Consider the following 22,285-nt stretch of genomic DNA (forward strand, 5'->3'; position numbering starts at 1 on the left):
ATTTTTTATGATTCTTTTTAAGAAATATTTTTCTTATTGAATACTTCTTTATCAACTTTTCCAAGTGATTTACCTACAGTAATTGAAGATACCATAGCTCCATTGACATTTATCATTGTACGTCCCATATCTAGTATAGGGTCTATTGCAAGTATTCCACCAACTAGTGGGAAATAAGAACCAAGACCTACTCCAGAAATAACAACCGAAACAGCTATTGTAGCAGTTCCTGGAAGTCCTGCTATCCCAAGTGAACTAATTGTTATAACAATTAACAGCATAACATAAAAACTGATATCCATATTTACTCCAGCCATATTAGCAAGAGTAACAGCCATTAAAGCAGGATATATGCCAGCACAACCATTCATACCCATATTTGCACCTAAACTTGCTGTAAAGCTTGATACACCCTCATCAACTCCGTGATTTTGTACTAAACTTTCTATCGTAACAGGCAATGTTCCCAAACTAGAACGTGAAGTAAATGCTAGAAGTAGAGCTTCAGTTGAATTTTTTATATAAGTAATAGGATTTAGACCATTTAAAGTTATAAAAATTAAATGTATAACAAATAATATTGCCACTGATATATAAAGAGCTAATATAAAATATAAAACAGAAATTATTGAACTAATACCTTGTGAAGTTATTGTATTTGCAAGTAGTGCAACTACAGCATAAGGCATAAATTTGATAACAGTCATAGATACACTAACAATTATTTTGTAAGATGCTTCTGTAAAATCTATAAATGGCTTTATAGTTTCAAAATGTTTTTTACTTAATCTCTTTATTGAGGTACCTATAAATGTAGCAAATATTATTGTAGCTACAATATTTCCATTTGCCATAGCCATTACAGGGTTTGATGGCAATAATCCTCTTAAAGTATCTACAAGAGAGTTTATTTCCTTAAGCTCTTGATTTCCACCTAAACTAGATAAGTCAGCTCCTACTCCTAATTTCATTGTGTTTGCAACAACAATTCCAACAATTGCTGCTATAGCTGTAGTAATAAGGAGCATTCCTAGAGATTTAAATGTTAAAGTTCCAAGATTATTATCTTTCATGTTAATAATTACTTTTATAATTGATAAGAAAACCAAAGGTATTACTAACATTTTTAATAAGTCCATAAATCCAGAACCAAATAAACTATACCATTTGCTTACTTCTTGCAACCAAGTGATTTGAGTTGTATCAGTAGGAAAACCAGCAAAAGCTTGAATAATAATTCCTAATATAAGACCAATTATTGTAGCATATATTGTTCTCAATGAAAATTTGATTTTTTTCTTTTCAAATTGTCTAACAATAAAAAATATACCTATAAGTAATACTATGAAAAAAATCGTTTTAAAATCTGTAATCATAAGAAATTGTGATAAGAATGAGCTTTCCAATATTTTTTCTCCTTTGTCTAAAAATAAATTTTTCTAAGTTTAAATGATATCAATATATTAAAAAAATGTCAATATTATATCACAATTTACCGAGATAGAATAAAATGATTTAATTTATCAAAATGTGATTAAATAGATGGAAATGGGGTATAATATATGTTTAAAGACTTTGGATTAGGGTAATAGATGTAAGAATAACTTTTATAAAATTTGATTTCAAATAAAAAAATGTTAAAAAAATAACTAAAAATTATCATGAAAATATATACATAGAATAGATATCAAATGAAAAGTTTAAAATAAGTAGAGAAATTAATTAGACGTCTAAGGAGAGATAAAATGAGAGTAATAATAATTGGTGGTGTTGCAGCTGGTATGAGTGCTGCAGCGAAATTAAAAAGAATTAAACCTGAATATGAGGTTGTAGTTTATGAAAAAACTGAAATAGTGTCTTTTGGAGCTTGTGGATTGCCATATTTTGTAGGTGGTTTTTTTGATGATGCTAATGATTTATTGGCAAGAACACCTGAAAAACTTAGAGAATCTGGTATTGATTTAAATATATTTAGAGAAGTTATTGCAGTTGATACTGAGTCTAAGAAAATAAAAATAAAAAATGTAAAAACAGATGAGATATACGAAGATTACTATGATAAATTGATGATAGCAACTGGAGCAAGAAGCATAATGCCTCCTATAAAAAATATAAATTTAAAAAATGTTTCTACACTAAAAAGCTTATATGATGGAGAATATCTAAAAAAATTATTAAGTGGAAAAGAAATAAAAAAAGTAACTATAATAGGTGCTGGATTTATAGGATTAGAAGCAGTTGAAGCATGCAAGAAATTGGGTAAAGATGTACAAGTAGTTCAATTGGAAGAGAGAATATTACCACAAGTATTTGATAAGGAAATTACAGATGTCTTAGAGGATGAAATAAGGAATCACGATGTCAAATTGCATTTGAATGAGATAGTTGTAGAATTGTCTGGAAAAGATAGAGTGGAAAAAGTAATAACAAATAAAGGTGAAATAGATACAGATGTTGTGATAATTGCTACTGGTGTAAAACCGAACACGGAATTTTTACAAAACACAAATATAAAAACATTAAAAAATGGAGCTATAGTAGTTGATGAATATGGAAGAACTTCTGTTGAAGATATATATTCTGCTGGCGATTGTGCGACTATAAAGAATATAGTAAGCAATGAAAACGCATATATACCTTTAGCAACTGGAGCAAATAAATTAGGTAGGATAGTAGGAGAAAATCTAGCAGGTAAAGAAGTCTCTTATCAAGGTTCTCTATCTTCAAGTTGTATAAAGGTTATGGATATGGAGGCTGCCTCAACTGGAATTACAGAGAAACAAGCTAATGCTTTGGGATTAAACTTCAAATCCAAATTTATTTCTGATTATAATCAAACTCATTATTATCCTGGAAGAAATAAAATATATGTAAAACTTATTTATGATGCAGATACAAAAGTTATTTTAGGTGGGCAAGTAGCTGGTTTTAAAGATGCTGTTCAAAGAACTAATGTGTTAGCAGCTGCTATCTTTGGAAAAATGACTACAAGTCAACTTGGTATGTTAGATTTATGTTATGCTCCTCCATTTGCAAGAACATGGGATGTATTAAATGTAGCTGGAAATGTATCTAAATAATTTTATCTAAGCAATTATTAATAATTACGTAATTATTAATAAATTAAATAATAGTAATAAATACTAAAGGAATGAGTTTACCCTAAAATAATTTTATCTAAGGTAAGCTCATTCCTAAATTTTTATTACGGATAATTTTTACTAAAGCTATAAAATTAATTATTCATCAAAATTTAAGTGTAAACTAAGTCTATCTTCACCAATAATCGTATTTTCAAAAACGTTAGTAGCATTTTCTAAGTACATATTAGGCATATCTAATGATGGGCTAAAGTGTGTCAATAAAAGTTGCTTAACATTTCCTAGTTTTGCAAGATTTGCAGCTTCTCTAAAAGTCATATGCTTGTTTTTGACAGCTTTTGAAATATCTAAATCATCACCATACATAGCTTCACATATAAATAAATCACTATCTTTTATAAAGTTAGGTATTGAGTCTATAGGTCTTGTGTCTGTTGTAAGACTTATTTTAACTCCTTTTCTTGATTCTCCTAAAACCATGTCTGGAGTGTATTTTTTTGAATCTAAAACAATACTTTGACCATTTTGAAGCTTTTTCCATATTGTTTTAGGAACTTTATTTTGAGTTGCTTTATTTATATCAAATTTAGGATTTCTTTTAAAATTAAAACTATATCCTATACACTCTATAGAATGTTCTAAAGGGATTGTTGAAATCTCTATGTTTTTTAAATACTCATTATCTAAAGAAAAACTACCTTGAGGATTTTCTATAATTTTTAAAGTATAGGGTATATATTCTACTAAATTTCTCATAGAACGAATACAATCAATTATTCCAATAGGGCCAACTATAGTTAAATCACTTGTACGACCGCTATTTCCAATCGTTGATAGAAGCCCTAAAAGTCCAAATATATGGTCACCATGTAAATGTGTTATACAAATCAAGTCTATATCTTTAAAGCCACATTTTTTCAACTTCATAGATACTTGAGTGCCTTCACCACAGTCAATTAGTATTTTTCTACCTTTATAATTCATAAATACAGAAGATAGAAATCTATGTGGCATGGGTACATTTCCACCACATCCAAGTAAAGTTAAATCTATCATTTTTTCCCCTTTCTAAAATTAACACAAATCTGTTGTTTGTTTTTATTATGATATCCTATTATAATTATTTTAACATTAAATACAACAATAAATGTGTATTTGAGTCAAGAAATATTAGTAAATAGAAACTTTGTATAATAATATACAAAAACTCTATAAGTATAACTTTAAATTTATTTTTGAAAAATTTATAGGAGGTAAGTCTAATGAAACTGTCAAAAAGAATTACTATTTTATCATTGATAATATTGACTTTAGTTGGATGTAGTAATGGGGAAAGTAAAAAAACAGTTGAAGGTTCTAACAAAATTCAAGGTTCTAAAAAAGAAGATCAAGCTATTGTAGTACATAAAGATGAAAATATATTAAAAGATAGGTATGAACCACCAAAAGGATTTAAAAGGGTTGAGGTAGAAAAAGGTAGTTTTGAAAGTTTTTTGAGGAATACTAAGTTGAAAAATTATGGTGAGAAAGTCAAGTATTACGATGGTAGGAATAAGGAATCAAAAGGAATCTATGATAGTGTATTCGATGTCGATATTGGCGATAGAGATTTGCATCAATGTGCAGATGCAATTATGCTTATGAGAGCAGAATACCTGTATAAGAATAAGAGATATGATGAAATAAGTTTTGACTTTGTGGATGGTTTTAAGGCTAAGTATTCAAAATGGGCAGAAGGTTATAGGATTTCAGTAAAAGATAGTGGTTCAAGTTGGTATAAAGCAAGTGAATATTCAACATCATATGAGAGTTTTAGAAAATTTATGGATATAGTATTTGCTTATTCAGGTACTTTATCGCTTGAAAAAGAATTAAAACCTGTACAGCTTGATGATATGAAAATAGGGGATGTTTTTATAGTTGGAGGCAGTCCAGGACATGCAAGTATAATTATGGATATGGCAGAAAATAAAAAAACTGGAGAAAAGGTCTTTATGATAGCTCAAAGTTATATGCCTGCTCAACAAACTCAGCTTCTTATTAATCGTAAACAACCAAATTTAAGTCCTTGGTATAACTTGAATTTTGAGGGGGATTTAACAATTCCTCAATGGACTTTTAAAAGAGACCAGCTAAAAAGGTTCTAAAAAATACATATAAAATAAATGAAAAATATAAGTGTGAAAAAATGTAATTAGATTAAAACTTGTTGGATATGGACAAAATTAAATTGATAGATAAATATTAAAAATCGAAATGATTAACTTTGTATATTTTAATATTTATCTAAAAAGCTTTATCTTAAAATAAGAGTCTTATTTTAAAGCTGAAACTAATTTTAGGAGGATAACTTATATTGAAAATTAGAAGATATTTAATTTTAGTAATTATAATTCTAATTACAACAAGTCAGAGTTTTATTTCTTATGGGCTAGAGAGCTTTAAAGAAATAACAATTTTTCACACTAATGACATACATGGAAGATATGCTGAGGGCGATGAGTATATACAGATAGGTAATCTAGCTACGTTAAAAAAGGAAACTCCAAATTCAATTTTAGTAGATGCAGGAGATTGCTTACATGGATTACCAATAGTAAATATGAATAAAGGTGAAGACGCAATTGAATTAATTAAAAGTGTTGGATATGACTATATCACTCCAGGAAATCATGACTTTAATTATGGAAAAGATAGATTGTTAGAGCTATCTCAAATTGCTAATTCAGGAGATAAAGCTTTAAAATTTTTGGCATCAAATATATTTGAAGATGGTAAGAACGTATTTGATAGTAATGATATAAAAGAAATAGATGGCATAAAAATAGGATTTTTTGGGCTTACAACCCAAGAAACAAAAAGTAAGACAGGCTCTAAAAATGTAGAAGGATTAGAGTTTAGAAATCCTATAGAAAGTGCAACAGAGCAAGTAAATGAATTAAAAAGAAAAGGCGCCGATGTAATAGTTGCAATATCTCATATTGGAACTAATAGTTTAAGTAAGCCAAACAGTATAGATATAGCAAATAAAGTTCATGGTATTGATTTAATTATTGATGGTCACAGTCATACTAAGTTTGAAAATGGCAAACAGGTTGGCAATACGCTGATTGTAAGTACAGGACAATACCTAGAACATATTGGTGAAGTAAAGTTAACATTGGATACTAATGATACAGAACATATAAAAATAGAAAATAAATCAGCAAGACTAATTGAAAAAGAAGAAGTATTAGAGTATAAGCTTGATTCTAGTGTAAGTGAAAAGGTTGGTGAAATAAAGAAACAACAGGAAAAAGTTTTAGATAAAGTTATAGGAGTAACAAAAAATACTCTAGATGGTTCATACGAAAATGTAAGGACAAAAGAAACTAATTTAGGCAATTTAATAAGTGATATCTTATTAGATAAAACTAAAGCAGATATTTCTCTATTTAATGGTGGGAATATAAGGGATACAATTGAAAAAGGGGATATAACAAGAAGAAGTGTTGCAGATGTATTTCCTTTTAGCAACACTATAGTTACTAAAAAACTTACAGGAGAACAAATTAAAAGTGTTTTAGAACATGGAGTAAAACTTTATCCAGAAAAAAATTCGGCTTTTTTACAAGTGGGTGGAATCTCATACTATTTTGACCCAAAGCAGAGAGAAGGTGAAAAAATAACTGGTATTATGAAAGATGGAAAATCACTAGATATGAATAAAGAGTATACAGTTGCAACTAATGATTATATAGCATTAGGTGGAGATGAATTTCCTTGTTTGTCAAAAGAGCCAATGTTAAAAGATTTTGGAAGTTTAGAAAGCGCAGTAATTGAGTATATAGAGTATAAAAAAGAAATCTGTAAGAGTGTAGATGGAAGAATTAGTATTAAAACCAAGGAAGAATTGATAATTAACAGTAATGAGAGTAACTTAGTACTAAATCATAATGAAGATAATTTAAATGATGGCGAAGATATCATAAATAATGAGGATGCAAAAAACTCGAATGAGAATAAACGTAAAAATTTAGATAAAATGAAAGTTAGAGAAAGTTCTAATGTAAAAGCATCCAAAGCAGAAATTAAAGAGAAATCTCCTAAAACAGGCGATTTAGGTATAAAAGATAGTATGTTTATATTTGCAGCTTCAAGTGTTTTAATTTACTTATTTAACACTAACCAGATAAATTTAAAAAAGAAAAAATTAAAATGAAATAAATAATAAAATAGACTCAATATCTATTTATTAATAAATAGATATTGAGTCTTAGATAAAATATAAACTTAAGCAAAGGTAATTGGATGTTTGAATACTGGATTACCTTTGTTTTTTTATATTTAGTATAGTAATATCCAATCAATAATTGTACTCTTGATTAAAAATAAATATATTATTAACTTATTATTGGTATGTTTATTTTATTATCTAAGTGTGTAAAATCTTCTTGGTGATTAAAAAATATTTATAAATTGTCAAATAAAATGGCTTAGTTAGTATGATATAATTTAGCTAGTATACATAATAATGGAGGGGAAAAGCATGAATAATATATTACTTTTAGAAGATGATAAATCTTTAAATAGAGGGATTAGCTTTAAATTAAAAAAAGAAGGATACAATGTTTTTAATACATTTAGTATAGAAGAGGCAAGAGGTATTTTTTTTAAGGAGGATATAAATTTAATTATTTCTGATATAGGTCTACCAGATGGAAGTGGGTTTGATTTTTGTGAGGAGATTAGAAAGAAAAGTGATGTTTACATAATAATGCTTACAGCGCTTGATGAAGAAGTGGATATTGTTACAGGTTATGATTTAGGAGCAGATGATTATATTACAAAGCCATTTAGTTTGATGGTGTTAATCTCAAAAGTAAATGCATTTATGAAAAGGGTAAACACAGTAAAGAATTATACTTTATTGGTTTGTGATGATTTGTTTTTTTATTATATAGAAAATAAATTGGTTATAAAAAATGATGACAAAGAAGAAGAAATAATTTTAAGTAAAACAGAAACTAAACTATTAAGATATTTGATGGAAAATTCAATGCAAGCTTTGACTAAAGAACAACTATTAGAATCTTTATGGGATAGTAGTGGTAATTTTGTAGATGATAATACAGTCGCAGTAAATATAAGAAGACTTAGACAAAAAGTAGAAAAAAATCCTTCTGAACCTAAGTATATAAAAACAGTAAGAGGAGTGGGATATATATGGGGAGAAAGGAGTATAAAAAAATGTTAAAAGATATAAATATCAAAGATAATTTGAGCATTAAAGAAGATTATATAATGAAAAAGGTTGTTATATATTCTATTTTATCTATGCTTGTAGTAACACTTGTATTTATATTTTTTGAATACAATAGACTATATGACTTATATGAATATCAAATAAAAAATACTCAAAGTATTGCAGGTATGTTGATTGAAAAATATCCAGATGATGAGGTAGATATAATAAAGTCTATTTATAATTTTGACTATAGCAAGGCAGAGGTTGGAGAAAAAGCACTTGAAAAATTCGGATATGGGCTAGAAAATAAAATGTCAAATGATAAAAACTTTGGCATATATTTAAAATCTTTTTTTAAAGAATCAATTTTTGTTTTTTTAATGATGTTTATAGCTGTTACAGGAATAATATATTATTTTATAAGATTTATAAACAAAAGATTAAGCAAGATTTATTTTATAGTGGAGCAAATGTCACAAGAAAATTATTTAAAAGAAGGTACCAAGTTAGATAGTTTTGGATATTTAGTAGAATACAATGAGTATTTTAAAGAGGGTACATTTAGTAAGATTAACAACTGTCTGTATGAGTTAAATAGGAGCTTAAAGATAAAGTTTATTAAATTAGAAAAAGAGAAAGAAAGTGTAAAATCATTGGTAACAGATATTTCCCACCAATTAAAAACTCCTTTAGCATCATTAAAATTATACAATACATTACTTATAGAAGAAGATTTAGACGAAGATGAAGCACAGGAATTTTTATTGACTAATAAAAATTCTATAAATAAATTGGAAAATTTAATAAATTCTTTAGTCAACATATCAAGGTTAGAGATTAGTATGATAAGCATAAAAAAAGAAGATAATGACATAAAAAGTACTATTTTAAATGCTATAGAAAGTGTAACACCTAAAGCAAAAAGTAAAAATATAACATTAAAATTAAATGAATTTAATAGTAGAATTATACCTCATGATAAAAAATGGACTGAGGAAAGTATTTTTAATGTATTAGATAATGCTGTTAAGTATACAGAAAGAAATGGACAAGTAAATATATCTATAGAAGAGACTGTAAACTATTTTAAAATCATAATAGAGGATAATGGTAGAGGAATTGCCAAAAACGAATTTAATAATATATTTAAACGTTTTTATAGAGGAATAGATGAAGAAATTGAATCTATAGAAGGTAGTGGTGTAGGATTGTATTTAAGTAGAAAAATTTTAGAAGAACAAGGTGGTAATATTATGGTATCTTCTAACCTAGGAAAAGGAAGTAAATTTTCTTTGTTTCTTACAACTATGTAATGTTTCCTGAAAGGAGAATGTAATCCTCTACATATATTATATAAGTATAAACAGCTCCACAAATTAAAAGTAAATGATTAAGGAGCAACATAACTTAGAGTGAGGGGATAATTTTATGAAAATATTATATACTGAAAGTTTATCAAAACATTATGGAAAAGGAGAAAGCCTAGTAAAAGCTTTAGATGATGTAAATTTAGAAATAAATGAAGGTGAATTTGTAGCTATAATAGGTAAATCTGGTTCTGGAAAAAGTACATTATTACATATGATAGGTGGTCTTGATATACCTACATCTGGCAAGGTATACATTGATAATAAAAACATATTTACATTGAAAGAAGAAGAACTTGCCGTATTTAGAAGAAGAAAAATAGGCTTTATATTTCAAAGTTACAATTTGATTCCATCTCTTAATGTGTGGGAAAATGTAGTATTACCAATAGGTCTAGATGGAAGAGCTGTGGATGAAAACTTTATAAGAGACCTTTTAAAATCTTTGGGACTTGAAAATAAACATGATGTTTTACCAAATACATTATCAGGAGGTCAACAACAAAGAGTAGCAATAGCAAGAGCTTTGGCAACAAGACCAGCTATAATACTTGCTGATGAACCGACTGGAAACTTAGATTCTAAAACATCAGATGAAGTTATGAGTATACTAAAGTCCATGTCTAAGAAATATAGTCAAACTTTAGTTATGATAACTCATGATGATAGTATAGCTCAAATGGCTGATAGAGTTATATTTATAGAGGATGGCAAGGTATCAAAGGTTGGTGACAAAAATGATTAATACTACTAAAATAGCAAAAAATAATGTAAAACAAAATAAATCAAAAAGTATATTAATAATAATCACTATAATACTTTCAACATTGATGCTTTCATCTATAGGTATTTATATTGTCGATACAAGAGAATATCAAAAGGAAAATACAATAAAGTATGCAGGAAATTATCAAGGAGTATTAGCAAATGTAAATGAAAAACAAGCTGACATATTAAGTAATCACACAGATATTGAGCTAACTGGAAAAATGAATGGAGTAGGTGTTGAGAAACTAGAAGATGATACAACTATTTCATTATCATATATGAATGAAGAGGGCTTAAAATTAAATAATTTTGAATTTATAAAAGGAAAATTACCAACAAAAGAAAATGAAATAGTACTAGATAGTGGAGCTTTAAAAGCATTAGGTCATGGTCAAAAATTAGGTGAAAAAATAAAAGTAGCTTATGATGATTATAAAAGCGACAAAAGAATGGAAAAAGAATTTATAATAACTGGAATCTTAGAAACTAGTGAAATATATGAAGCAGGAAAGTATTATTCTGCTATTATATCAGAAACATATATGAAAAATACTAGAGATATGTCACAAGAAGATTTCAATATATATGTTAGATTAAAAGATAAGAGCGATTTATCTATAGAACAGGCAAAAGAAAAATTAAATAAGATTGCTAATGATATAGGATTAGATACTAATAATGTACTTGTAAATGAAAATTATATAAATGCTTTAAAACCAGATATGGAAACAATTATGGGTGGAGTTTTTATAGGCTTAGTAATTGTATTATCTAGTATTTTGGTAATATATAATATATTTTACATCTCAATAGTTACCAAAGTTCAAGAATTTGGAAAACTTAGAGCAATTGGTGCAACTAAAAAACAAGTAAAAACGATAGTGTTTAAGGAAGGCTTTATATTAGCTGGGATAGCAATACCAGTAGGAATAATTTTAGGCTATGCACTTGCAAATATTATAATAAAATCATTTATGGATGTAGATGTAAAATCATCACAATTACCAGTGTTATTATTAGTTGTGGTAATAAGTTTTATATCTGTTGTTTTATCACTTTTGAAACCAATGAAAGTAGCTTCAAAAGTATCTATAGTTGATGCAGTAAGATATACTGGAAATGAAATAAGTGGTAAAAAGAATAGAAAAGGGCATAAAAATATAAATTTAAAGAACTTATCAAAAGCGAATTTAGAAAGAAATAAAAAGCGTACTTATATGACATTGACATCTCTTATATTAAGTGGAACTATATTTATAACAGTATCGACTGCTTTAGAAAGTTTTAACGCTGAGAAGATGGCTAGAGAGCATTTCCCTTATGATATAGAAGTTAGATTTACTGGATATGAAATGAATAGCGACAAGAATCCTGAAAATAATTTGAATATTCTACAAATGAATAATCCATTAGGTAAAGATTTTTTAAATCAAATAAAGAGTATAGAGGGAGTCAAAAAAACTGAATTAGGAAACTCTGTAAAAATTGGAATGGAAGATTATAATGTTGAATTTGAACATGACCTTTTACAGAGCATAAACGAAAATGATGTGAATTCATTAAATAAAAATCTAATAGATGGAAAAATAAATTTTGAAAGGTTACAAACAGGAGATGAAATAGTCATTACTCACCTTGATACAGCAAAAGAAATGGGTGTAAAGGCTGGAGATAAAATAAATTTAACTCTATATGATGGAGATAAAGAGATAAAAAAAGAATTTAAAGTTCAAGCAATAGCTATGGGAACTCCAAGTTTTGGGATAGGAAAAGATTTTATAGATAGAACTTTGAAATATGATACAACAAGTACCATTGGAATATATACTGAAGAAGGAAAGTATCAAGAAGTTAAAGACACTATAAAGAAAATTGCTAAATCTAACGGATATTTAGAAACGGACTTTATAGATAGTAGAATCGAATCAAATAAGGCTACAATCTCATTTATAAAAATAATGGGCTATACTTTAACTGGTATAATAGGTGTTATTGGATTTATGAATCTTGTAAATACAATGATAACTAGTATAGTTACTAGAAAAAAAGAACTTGGGATGCTTCAAGCAATTGGACTTACTAATAAACAATTAGTAAAAATGCTTAATTCAGAAGCTATATATTACACTTCTAGAATGATGATAGGAAGTATCGTCTTTGGAGGTACGTTAGGATACTTTGCAGTTGTATTTTTAAGAAAAACTGGATTATCATATGCAACATACGCTTTACCAATAGTACCAATTTTATTTATGGCTGTATTTATCCTTATAGCTCAATTTATAACAACTTACTTAATAGGAAGAAGTTTTAACAAAGAATCTCTTATTGATAGAGTAAGATATAGTGAATAAAAATGTATAGAAAGCTATATTTAATTTTTAAACAGAATTAGAGAAAATATAAAAATAGAATTAAATTAGGTTGATAATATATACAAATACAGGGCAAGTGGCTTAAATGTCCATATGTCCTGTTTTTTGTCGTTTTTATTGTTATAAAATTCTTATCAATATAACTTATCAATTTAAGTGGTAAGTGATAGTGTGTTTAATGTTCAGAAGATTGTTATCAGAAAAAATGTATAGATTTAAGTAGTAAATAAGAGTATGTTTAATATTCAGAAGATTGTTATTAGAAAAAATGTATCGGTACAATTTTAAAAAAACTTAAAATTGTACCATAAAAAATGAAAATTTTGTATAATAATCGTATAGAAAATAAAAAGGAGCTGATATATATGAATAATAAAATCAATTATGCACCAGGACCAACAGAAACTAGAGAAAATGTAAGATTAATAAGAGCAGAGAAAACAACTAACCCAGATATAGATGTTGATTTTGTTGAATTTTATAAGAAGACATGTGAAAAATTTGGAAATATAGTTGGTACAAAGAACGATATTTACATATTAAGTGGTGAAGGAATATTGGGACTTGAAGCAGCTTGTGCATCACTGACTGAGAAGGATGATAGGGTTCTTGTAATTGACAATGGTATATATGGAGAGGGATTTAAAGACTTTGTAAATATGTATGGTGGGGAGTATGTGCTTTTTTCAAGTGAATATACAAAAAGTATAGATGTTGATGAGCTAAGAAAGTTTTTAGAAAAGGATAATGATTTTAAATATGCAACAGTGGTTCATTGTGATACTCCAACAGGTGTATTAAATGATGTAAGTAAGATATGTCCACTATTGAAGGAATATGGAATCTTAACTGTAGTTGATTCTGTAGCAGGTATGGTGGGAGAAAGGTTAAATGTAGATGAATCTAAAATAGATGTAATATTAGGAGGTTCTCAAAAAGCTATTTCTGCACCTGCGGGTCTTACTATAGTTGGTATAAGTCAAGATGCAAAGAATTGTATAAAAAATAGAAAAACAGACATAGTAGGTTTTTATTGTAATTTAAGTATATGGGAAGGATATTATGAAAAAAAATATTTCCCCTATACAATGCCAATAAGTGACATAATGGGTCTTGATAGAGCATTAGACAATATACTAGAAGAGGGTGTAGAAAAGGTATTAAGTAGACATGAGAAAATAGCTTCTAGTGTAAGACAAGCTGTTGAAGAATATGGTTTAGAATTATTTTTAGAAGAAGGATATTCTAATACAGTGACAGCAATAAAAATACCTGAAAGTATAGGAGCATTAAAACTTACTGATTATATGCTTGAAAATTACAATACACTTGTTGCAACATCGTTAAATCAATATATGGATACTATTTTGAGAATAGGTCATATGGGGGAAAATGCTAATCTTGATAAAATAGTTCACATATTAAATGTATTAGATAAAAGTTTAAAAGAACTAGAATTTAATGCAAATGGAAGTTTAATAGATTTATTTAATAAATATTATTTTTAGTCACAATATAAAAGGGGGATACGGTATGGAAGTTACAGCTAAACAGAAGTTTACAACAAAAGATTTGGTGGAAACTTCACTATTAATAGCGTTGGTATTTGTTGCAACTAAATTTATAAATATAAGATTGCCAATATCTATAAATGGAGGTCTTGTACATTTAGGAACAGCAATGTTATTTATATCAGCAATAGTATTTGGAAGTAAAAAAGGTGCTTTATCTGGTGCTATTGGGATGGCTCTCTTTGATTTGATATCTGGGTGGACTCTATGGGCTCCATTTACATTTATAGTCAGAGGTGTCATGGGGTATTTACTTGGAAAGATTGTATGGGCAAATGGCAAGAATGGAGAAAATTTTTTGATTAATGTAATAGGAGTAGTAGTTTCATCAATTTGGATGTTGTTTGGATATTATGTAACAGAGGTTATACTTTATGGTAATTTTATAACTCCACTTACTTCAATACCAGGCAATTTAATGCAGGTATTAATAGGTCTTATAATAGCACTTCCTATTTCTAAAGCATTAAAAAAATGTATAAGATAGATATTGAATAGATTAAGGTTTTTGATAGGGCAAATTATATTGTATAATATTAAGATAGAGTATATAATGATAAAAAAATTTAGGATAGAGGTTAATTACGATGTTATCAGTTACAAGGTATAAAGTTAGAAATGCTTTAAAGCCTCAGACTGTTAAGATGAATATAATGCCACAAATTAAAAGTTGGAAATTATAATGTCAACCATAAAAAATAATTAAGTAGCAAGAAAATAAATTAGCCAAATAGCATTTTGTATCAAAATCAAAATTGTTATTTGGCTTTTAGTAGTTATTTATATCTAGATAGTATTATTTAAAAGTACTATTGCTGTGCGAGATGCAATAGGTATTTTAGAAGATGGAGGAGTAGAAGTAAAATAGACATCGTAGTCTACTAAGTTTTCTAGGCTTGTTTTTCCTCCAAATTCTATCATATCAGTACTCAATACTGTCTTGTATTTTTTGTCTTGGAATTTTGATATATCTACTGATTGCATCAGATTAGGATGAAAATTAAATATAAATAAATATTTACCTTTACTGTATACTAAAAGTTTTTTATCATTATCTATATGTACAAGTTCATAACTATTCTGTGTAAAAATATCACTGTATTTTGTAAGTTCAAGCATAGATTTATCAAAGTTTAATAGTTGTTTATATTTTAAGTTATCATTTTCTGAAAGACTCCATTGTCTTCTAGCATATTTATAACTCCAATTGTTTCCTTCACGTGGAAAATCAATCCATTCAGGGTGTCCAAATTCATTTCCCATAAAATTTAGGTATCCTTCACCAGCTAGAGAAAATGTTGCTAATTTAATTAGTTTGTTTAGAGCAATAGCTCTATCAATAATATGATTATTTGAGTTTATTTCCATATTCCAGTACATTTCTTTATCTGCTAACCAAAATATAATTGTCTTGTCACCAACTAATGCTTGGTCATGAGATTCACAATATCCAATGTTTTTTTCACCAGGGCGTCTAGTAGTAAGCTCGTGCCACATTTTGCCTAAATCCCAATTTTCATCATAAGAATTTGAAATAGTTTTTATCCAAAAATCAGGTACTCCCATTGCTAATCTATAGTCAAAGCCAATTCCACCATCTCTTATAGGTATACACATTCCAGGCATTCCACTCATATCTTCTGCAATGCTTATTGAATTAGGTTTGATTTCTTTTATTAGTTCATTTGCAAATTGAAGGTATGTTATAGCTTCCATATCTGTATTTGTACTGAAATACTTTTTATAACTGTCAAATGAAACTCCAAGACCATGGTTATGATATAGCATTGAGGTTACACCATCAAATCTAAAACCATCAAAATGATACTCATTTAGCCAAAATTTTATATTTGAAAGTAAAAAATGAATTACCTCAGGTTTACCGTAGTTAAAGAGCTTTGTTCCCCAAGCAGGGTGATTACCTTTTGAACCTGAATGGAAAAATTGGTGCTCACTTCCATCAAATTCATTTATTCCCTCTAAAGTATTTTTTACAGCATGAGAGTGAACTAAATCTAACAAAACAGCAATTCCCATTGAATGAGCCGTATTTATAAGGTTTTTTAAGTCTTCAGGTGTACCGAACCTAGATGAAATTGAATAAAAGTTTGAAACTTGGTATCCAAAAGAAGCATAATATGGATGTTCCATGATAGCCATAAGTTGAATAGTATTGTATCCAGATTTCTTTATCCTAGGAAGTATGTTTTCAGTAAATTCATTATAAGTTCCAATAGATTCTTTTTCAGTAGCCATACCTATGTGACATTCGTAGATTAAAGGAGAAGTTATGTTTTTTAAGTCAAATTCATTATCAGTCCAACTAAATCGAGTTTTTGGTTGCCATATCTGCCCATTAAAGTTACCAGAATCCTTTTGTATTACCCTCTTTATGTATAATGGTATACGGTCAAATGTTTCACCATTTGCAGTGACCTGTACCTTCACCTCGGATTTATGAGGTAAGCTGTTTTTATCAGGTATGAAAATTTCCCAATTACCAGAATCTATTTTTTTTAGAGGATGGGATTTTCTATTCCAATTATTAAAGTCACCAATTAATGATAAACTATCTGCATTTGGAGCCCACTCTCTATAAAACCATCCATCATTTGTTTGATGGAATCCATAATAAAGATGAGCATTTGCAAAAGAACTAAAATTTTCACAGTTAGTTAATATTTTTGCTTTTACATCTTCATAGTGTTTCATTCTTTTTTTTATGTCAGATTCGAATGGTTGTAGGTAAATATCAACATCTAAAATTTTAAATCTTTTTTGACTTTTCATTTGATTTCCCCTCCATAATAAATATTATCTTTTAATAAAATAATACTTATCTCATACTATCTTCTCTATATAATTGATATATATTATATAATCCTAATAAAAAGCTTAAACCACCAATAATTAGTTTCATAATTTACCTCCTTAGTATATTTAAAAATATACTTATATATCAGATTCATCAAAATTTAAAAGTTTATTTAAAACTCTTTTAATAATATCATAATCAAAGCCTTTATAGGAAAGATGTTGAGAAATTTTTTGATATATTTTCTTTTTATCTTCTTTTTTTACCCTCTCATATCTTTTTTTTGCTAGATACATGGCATTTTCAAATTCAGTATCTTTGTCTAATTCTGATACTGCTTCATCAATTGCACTTCTCTCAATACCTTTATTGTATAAATTTTGTTTAATTCTGTTTTTACCACATTTGTTTAAATTAACGTTGGTATTAACTATTTTCTGAGCTAATATATTGTCATTTACCAGATTATAATTTTTAAGAAAATCTATAACTCTATCAATTGTATCTTCTTCAAAATCTGCTGATAGTTTTTCTTTCATTTTTTTTTCAGACTGGTCAGCACGAGACAAAATATTTAATGCTTTATTTTTAGCTTTTATATACATCTCATCATCTAAAATAGATTTTAATTCCTCTTCATTTACTTCATTTCCTTTTTTTAAATTAAATGTATAAACAAGTTCTTTAAATATAGCAATAAAAAATTTATCATCAACATAAATATTTACTCTATCATCATTTCTTTTTTGTTGTTCTATTTTTGTAATTATACTCATAATTCCTGCTACTCAAAATATGGTCAAATATATCCATATCGAGATTTTTCCTTCTTCACTGAACCTCGCCTTGCCTAAGCTACTACGATTTAGTATAGTTCTCCAAAGGCTTAAATTCCGAAGTTAGCCCTCCGTACATATATAAGTACTTTTAAGCCGCGTGTGGGCGAATCACTTTGATTTTAAGCTATCTTATATTTTTTAGCATTTTTAAGATTAAGACCTGCATTTAAATCTCTATCAATAGATAAACCACAACTACATTTGTACACTCTATCTTTAAGCTTTAAACCTTTATTAACCTCACCACATTGGCTACAAATCTTTGATGATGGATACCATCTATCAGCTACTCTAAGTTCTATATTATTTTGTTTACACTTAGCAGTTAGTTTAGTTCTAAATTCAAAGAACTTTTGACTTGATATAGCCTTTGATAAATGCTTATTCTTCATCATTCCACTAACATTTAAATCTTCAATAGTTATATAGCTTGGCTTTTGCTCTGTTACCTGAAATACTGTTTTATTAATATAATCAGTTCTTATATTAGCTAATCTTTGATGAATTTTTTGTACTTTGGCTATCTGTTTTTGGATATTTTGACGAGTAGCTACTCCTTCTTTTATATTTTTATTTCTTACTTTTAAACTCTCATATTTTCTTGAAAGTTTTCTTTGCTCTCTTTTTAATTTCTTTTCAACTTTTTTGATAGTTGAAGTCTTATTTATATTTTTAAATTTACTTCCATTTGAACATATTGCAAAATCTTTAATTCCTAAGTAAATACCTATTCCTTCATTAGTACATTTAGATACTTGAATATCATCTTCCTCAACTAATATAGATACATAGTATCTATTAGATTTTTGACTTACTGTACCACTTTTAACTATTGAATTTGTTGGTATATATCCAAATTCTTTTAGTCTTACCCAACCAAGAGTAGGTATTTTGACCCTATGCCTTTCAATAGTCCAATCAGTTTTGTTATTCTTTGGAAAATATGCTTTAACATCTTGATTTTTCTTTTTCTTGAATTTAGGAAAACTTTTAGTTTTTTTAAAGAAATCTTTAAAGGCTTTATCTCCATTCATAATAGCTTGTTTTGTAGCCTTAGAAGATACATCTTTAATCCATTTCATATCTTGATTATTAGGAATATATTCATTGTTTAACCATTTAGAAAAATCCATACCGCTTATAAATTTACCTTTACTCTCATAAACTTCTTTATTGTGAGCAATATAGAAGTTATATATAAATCTACTAACACCAATCGTTTGATGTATTTTAGATTTTTGTTCAGTAGTAGGATTAATTTCTATTTTGTATGCTCTTTTCAACTTCTTCATCCTCTCTAATCTTTTTCTTGTATTTTCTTAATCCATATATGCGACAACTAAAACTATGAAGTATTGATATTATATCTTGAACTAATTCTTCTTGTGGTGAAAGACTTTAATTATTTACAACTATAATATCTACATTGAATTTACCTAAAAATCTCTCAACCATTCATATCCAAATCGAATGAATCTATCTTTATGAGTTACAATAATCGTATTTACCTCATTAGTCATACAACTATCAATTAGTTTATTCCACTTTTTACGATTATAATTTAGTCCACTTCCACAATCTTCAATAACTTCATCTACTATTATTCCTTTAGCATTTGCATATTGTCTAAGAAACTCCACTTGATTTTTCAAATCATCTTTTTGATTAGAAGTTGAAGTTCTTGTATAAATAACAATTTTTCTATTTACCTGTTCTTTATGTATTCCTTTATATTCTAAATATTGTTCATAAGTATAGTATCTTCTATCTATTGGAGTTTTAAAAGCCTTTAACTTCCCTTCAACATCCCAACGTTGCAGAGTTCTGACTGAAATATTAATTAACTCTGCAAACTTTTTTGGTTTATAGTTATTGTTTTTCATATAATCACCTCTTGACTATGATTTACTATAAATAACTATATTTGTCTATGTTTTTATTAACTAAAGATAACCTCCTTTTTTATATGTAATTATATTAACAAAAGTAACTAATAAAATTTAATAAAAAACTTATAATTATACGTTATATTTAATCTAAATTAAGACAAAATAATAAAAAGTTATTTTTATTAAAAAGTTAAGTGAAACTATGTTAAATAATTATTTTTTAAAGTGTTTTTTACCATATAAATATGATTATATACCAAAAAAAATAATTTATAAGCTTTAAGAAATAAAAAATAATGGTACAATAGTATTATAACATTAAAAGGAGACAAAATATGAGAAGTAAAAATCTAGTTCAGAAGGCAGAATTGAAAAATACTGAAAAACTAGAGAAATTTAATCGCCATAAAGGCAAAATCAAAATAGGTATATTAGGAGGTACTTTTGACCCTATACACTATGCTCATTTAGCAACAGCAGAGTTTATTAGAGATAAGTATGAAATTGACAAAATTATCTTTATACCATCAGGAAATCCACCACATAAATTAGGTATCACTACAAATAAGTATGATAGATACAATATGACACTTCTAGCAACTGAAAGCAATGAAGATTTTTTAGTTTCAAAAATAGAAATCGAAAGAAATAAAAGGACTTATACAATCGATACATTAAAATATTTAAAGAAAAAATACAAAAATGCTGATATTTACTTTATAACAGGGGCAGATGCTATTTGTAGTGTTGAAGAGTGGAAAGATGTAAAGAAAAACTTTGAGTTAGCTACTTTTATAGCTGCGACTAGACCAGGTATTAGCTTATTAAGGTCACAAGAAACTATAGAGAAACTGACTAAAAAATATAATGCTGACATTATAACAGTTTACGTTCCATCATTGGATATATCATCCACATATATAAGGGAACAGCTAAATGAAGGCAAGTCTATACGTTACTTAGTACCCGAAAATGTAGAAAATTATTTGTATGAAAATAAACTATATCAATATGGAGATGATTAAATGAACTTAGAGAATATTAACCAAAGATTAAATCAAATGCTACCAGTAGGGAGGCTTAGTCACTCAAAAAATGTTGCAGAATGTGCTGTAAAATTGTGTGAAATTTATGGATGTGACAAAGAAAAAGCTTATATAGCGGGGATGATTCATGATTGTGCGAAATACTTAAGTGATAAAGAAGTAGAGGATTATGTTAATAAGTATGAAATATACTTAGACCCAATAGAAGATGGAAACCGCTCTCTATCTCATAGTGTGATAGGGTCATACATATGTGAATATGAGTTTGGTATAGAAGATGAAGATATTATAAATGCAATTAAATACCATACAACAGGAAGAGAAGATATGTCTCTTTTAGAAAAAATAATTTACATAGCAGATTTAATTGAAGAAGGAAGAAAATTTCCAGTTGTAGATACATTGAGAGAATTAGCCTATGAAGGTAGGCTTGACGAAGCACTTTTAACTTCATTTAATAATACTTTAATGTTTGTCATTAATAAAAAAGAAGAAATACATCCAAGAACTGTTATGGCAAGAAACTACCTAATTAAAGAAAAGTTATTATAAAAATCTTATATAAAGGCAAACATATTAATAAAATTAAAGTTGACTATGTTACAAAATCGTATTAATATGTTAGAATAACTAAGTGTATTTAAATTAGGAAAGTGAGGAAATTTTATATGACAGTGGAACAAATGACAAAAATAGCATATGATGCCATAGAAGATAAGCTGGGTCAAGATACAGTTATAATAAATATAGGAAAAGTTTCTAGTTTATGTGATTATTTTGTTATTACTACAGCATCTTCTCAAAGACAAGTAAAAGCTATAGCTGATAATGTTGAAGATGAATTAGCAAAACTAGGATTAGAGCCAAGAGGAAAAGAAGGACAAGGAACTCAAACTTGGGTACTTCTTGACTATGGGGATATAATGGTTCATGTATTTAATGAGGAAAATAGAGGATTTTATAATTTAGAAAAATTATGGAAAGATGCACCTTATATAGATATTGACACATTAGCATAAACATGATAATATATGTTATTATAGTTAGAAAATTTCAAAAATTGTATTGAATTGAATAGACTAGAGCAGTAAAAGATTATATTTTTTCAGAGAGTTAGTGTAAGGTGAGAACTAATATTATATAACTTTGAACTTACTAGATTAAAACCTATTCTCCATGGCTGGACTAAAAGCTATCTAAGAGAGTCTATAAAAGTAGGCTAATTAGGGTGGTACCGCGAAGATTTATCCTCGTCCCTAAACGTAAGTTTAGTGACGAGGATTTTTT

17 protein-coding genes and 1 pseudogene are annotated in these 22,285 nt (G+C 27.6%); 12 read left to right on the forward strand and 6 right to left on the reverse strand.

The annotated features are described in order from the left end of the window. Positions 1–17: 17 nt before the first annotated feature. A complete protein-coding gene (locus KGF48_RS04050) occupies positions 18–1,406 on the reverse strand; it encodes a cation:dicarboxylate symporter family transporter (RefSeq protein WP_227839413.1) in 1,389 nt (462 codons plus the stop codon). A gap of 339 nt (positions 1,407–1,745) precedes the next feature. Here KGF48_RS04050 and KGF48_RS04055 point away from each other — a divergent pair, with 339 nt between their 5' ends. After that, entirely contained in the window at positions 1,746–3,080 is a 1,335-nt protein-coding gene (locus KGF48_RS04055) for a CoA-disulfide reductase (RefSeq protein WP_227839412.1), read from the forward strand. A 159-nt stretch (positions 3,081–3,239) separates the two neighbouring features. On the opposite strand, the gene KGF48_RS04060 is transcribed toward KGF48_RS04055, so the two are convergent. Beyond that, the gene (locus KGF48_RS04060) at positions 3,240–4,157 is read right to left on the reverse strand and encodes a ribonuclease Z (protein ID WP_227839411.1); all 918 of its coding nucleotides are present in this window, start codon (positions 4,155–4,157) and stop codon (positions 3,240–3,242) included. Positions 4,158–4,363: 206 nt separating this feature from the next. Between KGF48_RS04060 and KGF48_RS04065 the strand changes: the two genes are divergently transcribed. From KGF48_RS04065 to KGF48_RS04100, 8 genes are all read left to right on the forward strand, one after another. Continuing rightward, positions 4,364–5,248: a DUF4846 domain-containing protein gene (locus tag KGF48_RS04065; protein ID WP_227867759.1), complete on the forward strand. Its 885-nt coding sequence runs from the start codon at positions 4,364–4,366 to the stop codon at positions 5,246–5,248. A gap of 209 nt (positions 5,249–5,457) precedes the next feature. After that, positions 5,458–7,302: a 5'-nucleotidase C-terminal domain-containing protein gene (locus KGF48_RS04070; protein WP_227867760.1), complete on the forward strand. Its 1,845-nt coding sequence runs from the start codon at positions 5,458–5,460 to the stop codon at positions 7,300–7,302. Positions 7,303–7,629: 327 nt separating this feature from the next. After that, complete coding sequence (locus tag KGF48_RS04075) at positions 7,630–8,337, forward strand: response regulator transcription factor (RefSeq protein ID WP_227828149.1); 708 nt, start codon at positions 7,630–7,632, stop codon at positions 8,335–8,337. Next, a complete protein-coding gene (locus tag KGF48_RS04080; protein ID WP_227867761.1) occupies positions 8,331–9,641 on the forward strand; it encodes a sensor histidine kinase in 1,311 nt (436 codons plus the stop codon). The genes KGF48_RS04075 and KGF48_RS04080 overlap by 7 nt, the downstream gene beginning before the upstream one ends. 115 nt (positions 9,642–9,756) lie before the next feature. After that, complete coding sequence (locus KGF48_RS04085) at positions 9,757–10,440, forward strand: ABC transporter ATP-binding protein (protein ID WP_227828151.1); 684 nt, start codon at positions 9,757–9,759, stop codon at positions 10,438–10,440. Further along, positions 10,433–12,817 carry an FtsX-like permease family protein gene (locus KGF48_RS04090; protein ID WP_227867762.1) on the forward strand — a complete coding sequence of 795 codons (2,385 nt, stop codon included), beginning with the start codon at positions 10,433–10,435 and terminating at the stop codon, positions 12,815–12,817. Before KGF48_RS04085 ends, KGF48_RS04090 begins: the two co-directional genes overlap by 8 nt. Before the next feature lie 386 nt (positions 12,818–13,203). Beyond that, positions 13,204–14,346: a pyridoxal-phosphate-dependent aminotransferase family protein gene (locus KGF48_RS04095; RefSeq protein WP_227839405.1), complete on the forward strand. Its 1,143-nt coding sequence runs from the start codon at positions 13,204–13,206 to the stop codon at positions 14,344–14,346. A gap of 25 nt (positions 14,347–14,371) precedes the next feature. Further along, positions 14,372–14,896: an ECF transporter S component gene (locus tag KGF48_RS04100; RefSeq protein WP_227839404.1), complete on the forward strand. Its 525-nt coding sequence runs from the start codon at positions 14,372–14,374 to the stop codon at positions 14,894–14,896. A gap of 299 nt (positions 14,897–15,195) precedes the next feature. Here the strand turns inward: KGF48_RS04100 and KGF48_RS04105 are convergent, their stop codons facing one another. The 4 genes and pseudogenes from KGF48_RS04105 to KGF48_RS04120 all read right to left on the reverse strand — a co-directional run bounded on the left by KGF48_RS04105 (position 15,196) and on the right by KGF48_RS04120 (position 19,946). Next, positions 15,196–17,199 (reverse strand): alpha-amylase family glycosyl hydrolase, encoded by a 2,004-nt coding sequence (locus tag KGF48_RS04105; protein WP_227839403.1) that lies wholly within the window; start codon positions 17,197–17,199, stop codon positions 15,196–15,198. A 162-nt stretch (positions 17,200–17,361) separates the two neighbouring features. After that, positions 17,362–18,000 carry a recombination regulator RecX gene (recX, locus tag KGF48_RS04110; RefSeq protein ID WP_227432519.1) on the reverse strand — a complete coding sequence of 213 codons (639 nt, stop codon included), beginning with the start codon at positions 17,998–18,000 and terminating at the stop codon, positions 17,362–17,364. Positions 18,001–18,182: 182 nt separating this feature from the next. Further along, on the reverse strand, positions 18,183–19,346 hold the full coding sequence (locus KGF48_RS04115; RefSeq protein WP_227867775.1) for a transposase: 1,164 nt from the start codon (positions 19,344–19,346) through the stop codon (positions 18,183–18,185). Further along, a pseudogene (locus KGF48_RS04120) lies at positions 19,318–19,946 on the reverse strand (IS607 family transposase). Before KGF48_RS04120 ends, KGF48_RS04115 begins: the two are co-directional and overlap by 29 nt. Before the next feature lie 341 nt (positions 19,947–20,287). Here KGF48_RS04120 and nadD point away from each other — a divergent pair. The 3 genes from nadD (at position 20,288) to rsfS (ending at position 22,017) form a co-directional block, all read left to right on the forward strand. Then, entirely contained in the window at positions 20,288–20,977 is a 690-nt protein-coding gene (gene nadD / locus KGF48_RS04125; RefSeq protein ID WP_227841083.1) for a nicotinate-nucleotide adenylyltransferase, read from the forward strand. Further along, a complete protein-coding gene (gene yqeK, locus KGF48_RS04130; RefSeq protein WP_227841082.1) occupies positions 20,978–21,550 on the forward strand; it encodes a bis(5'-nucleosyl)-tetraphosphatase (symmetrical) YqeK in 573 nt (190 codons plus the stop codon). A gap of 116 nt (positions 21,551–21,666) precedes the next feature. Continuing rightward, a complete protein-coding gene (gene rsfS / locus KGF48_RS04135) occupies positions 21,667–22,017 on the forward strand; it encodes a ribosome silencing factor (protein ID WP_227432522.1) in 351 nt (116 codons plus the stop codon). The last annotated feature ends 268 nt before the right edge of the window (positions 22,018–22,285 follow it).

Source organism: Clostridioides sp. ZZV15-6388, assembly GCF_020657755.1.
GTDB lineage: Bacteria > Bacillota > Clostridia > Peptostreptococcales > Peptostreptococcaceae > Clostridioides.

Bases quoted from the DNA above. Each gene is read 5' to 3' on its own strand.
- KGF48_RS04055 (WP_227839412.1), top strand. From the start codon at position 1,746: ATGAGAGTAATAATAATTGGTGGTGTTGCAGCTGGTATGAGTGCTGCA.
- KGF48_RS04060 (WP_227839411.1), bottom strand. From the start codon at position 4,157: ATGATAGATTTAACTTTACTTGGATGTGGTGGAAATGTACCCATGCCA.
- KGF48_RS04065 (WP_227867759.1), top strand. From the start codon at position 4,364: ATGAAACTGTCAAAAAGAATTACTATTTTATCATTGATAATATTGACT.
- KGF48_RS04075 (WP_227828149.1), top strand. From the start codon at position 7,630: ATGAATAATATATTACTTTTAGAAGATGATAAATCTTTAAATAGAGGG.
- KGF48_RS04080 (WP_227867761.1), top strand. From the start codon at position 8,331: ATGTTAAAAGATATAAATATCAAAGATAATTTGAGCATTAAAGAAGAT.
- KGF48_RS04085 (WP_227828151.1), top strand. From the start codon at position 9,757: ATGAAAATATTATATACTGAAAGTTTATCAAAACATTATGGAAAAGGA.
- KGF48_RS04090 (WP_227867762.1), top strand. From the start codon at position 10,433: ATGATTAATACTACTAAAATAGCAAAAAATAATGTAAAACAAAATAAA.
- KGF48_RS04095 (WP_227839405.1), top strand. From the start codon at position 13,204: ATGAATAATAAAATCAATTATGCACCAGGACCAACAGAAACTAGAGAA.
- KGF48_RS04100 (WP_227839404.1), top strand. From the start codon at position 14,372: ATGGAAGTTACAGCTAAACAGAAGTTTACAACAAAAGATTTGGTGGAA.
- KGF48_RS04105 (WP_227839403.1), bottom strand. From the start codon at position 17,199: ATGAAAAGTCAAAAAAGATTTAAAATTTTAGATGTTGATATTTACCTA.
- recX (WP_227432519.1), bottom strand. From the start codon at position 18,000: ATGAGTATAATTACAAAAATAGAACAACAAAAAAGAAATGATGATAGA.
- nadD (WP_227841083.1), top strand. From the start codon at position 20,288: ATGAGAAGTAAAAATCTAGTTCAGAAGGCAGAATTGAAAAATACTGAA.
- yqeK (WP_227841082.1), top strand. From the start codon at position 20,978: ATGAACTTAGAGAATATTAACCAAAGATTAAATCAAATGCTACCAGTA.
- rsfS (WP_227432522.1), top strand. From the start codon at position 21,667: ATGACAGTGGAACAAATGACAAAAATAGCATATGATGCCATAGAAGAT.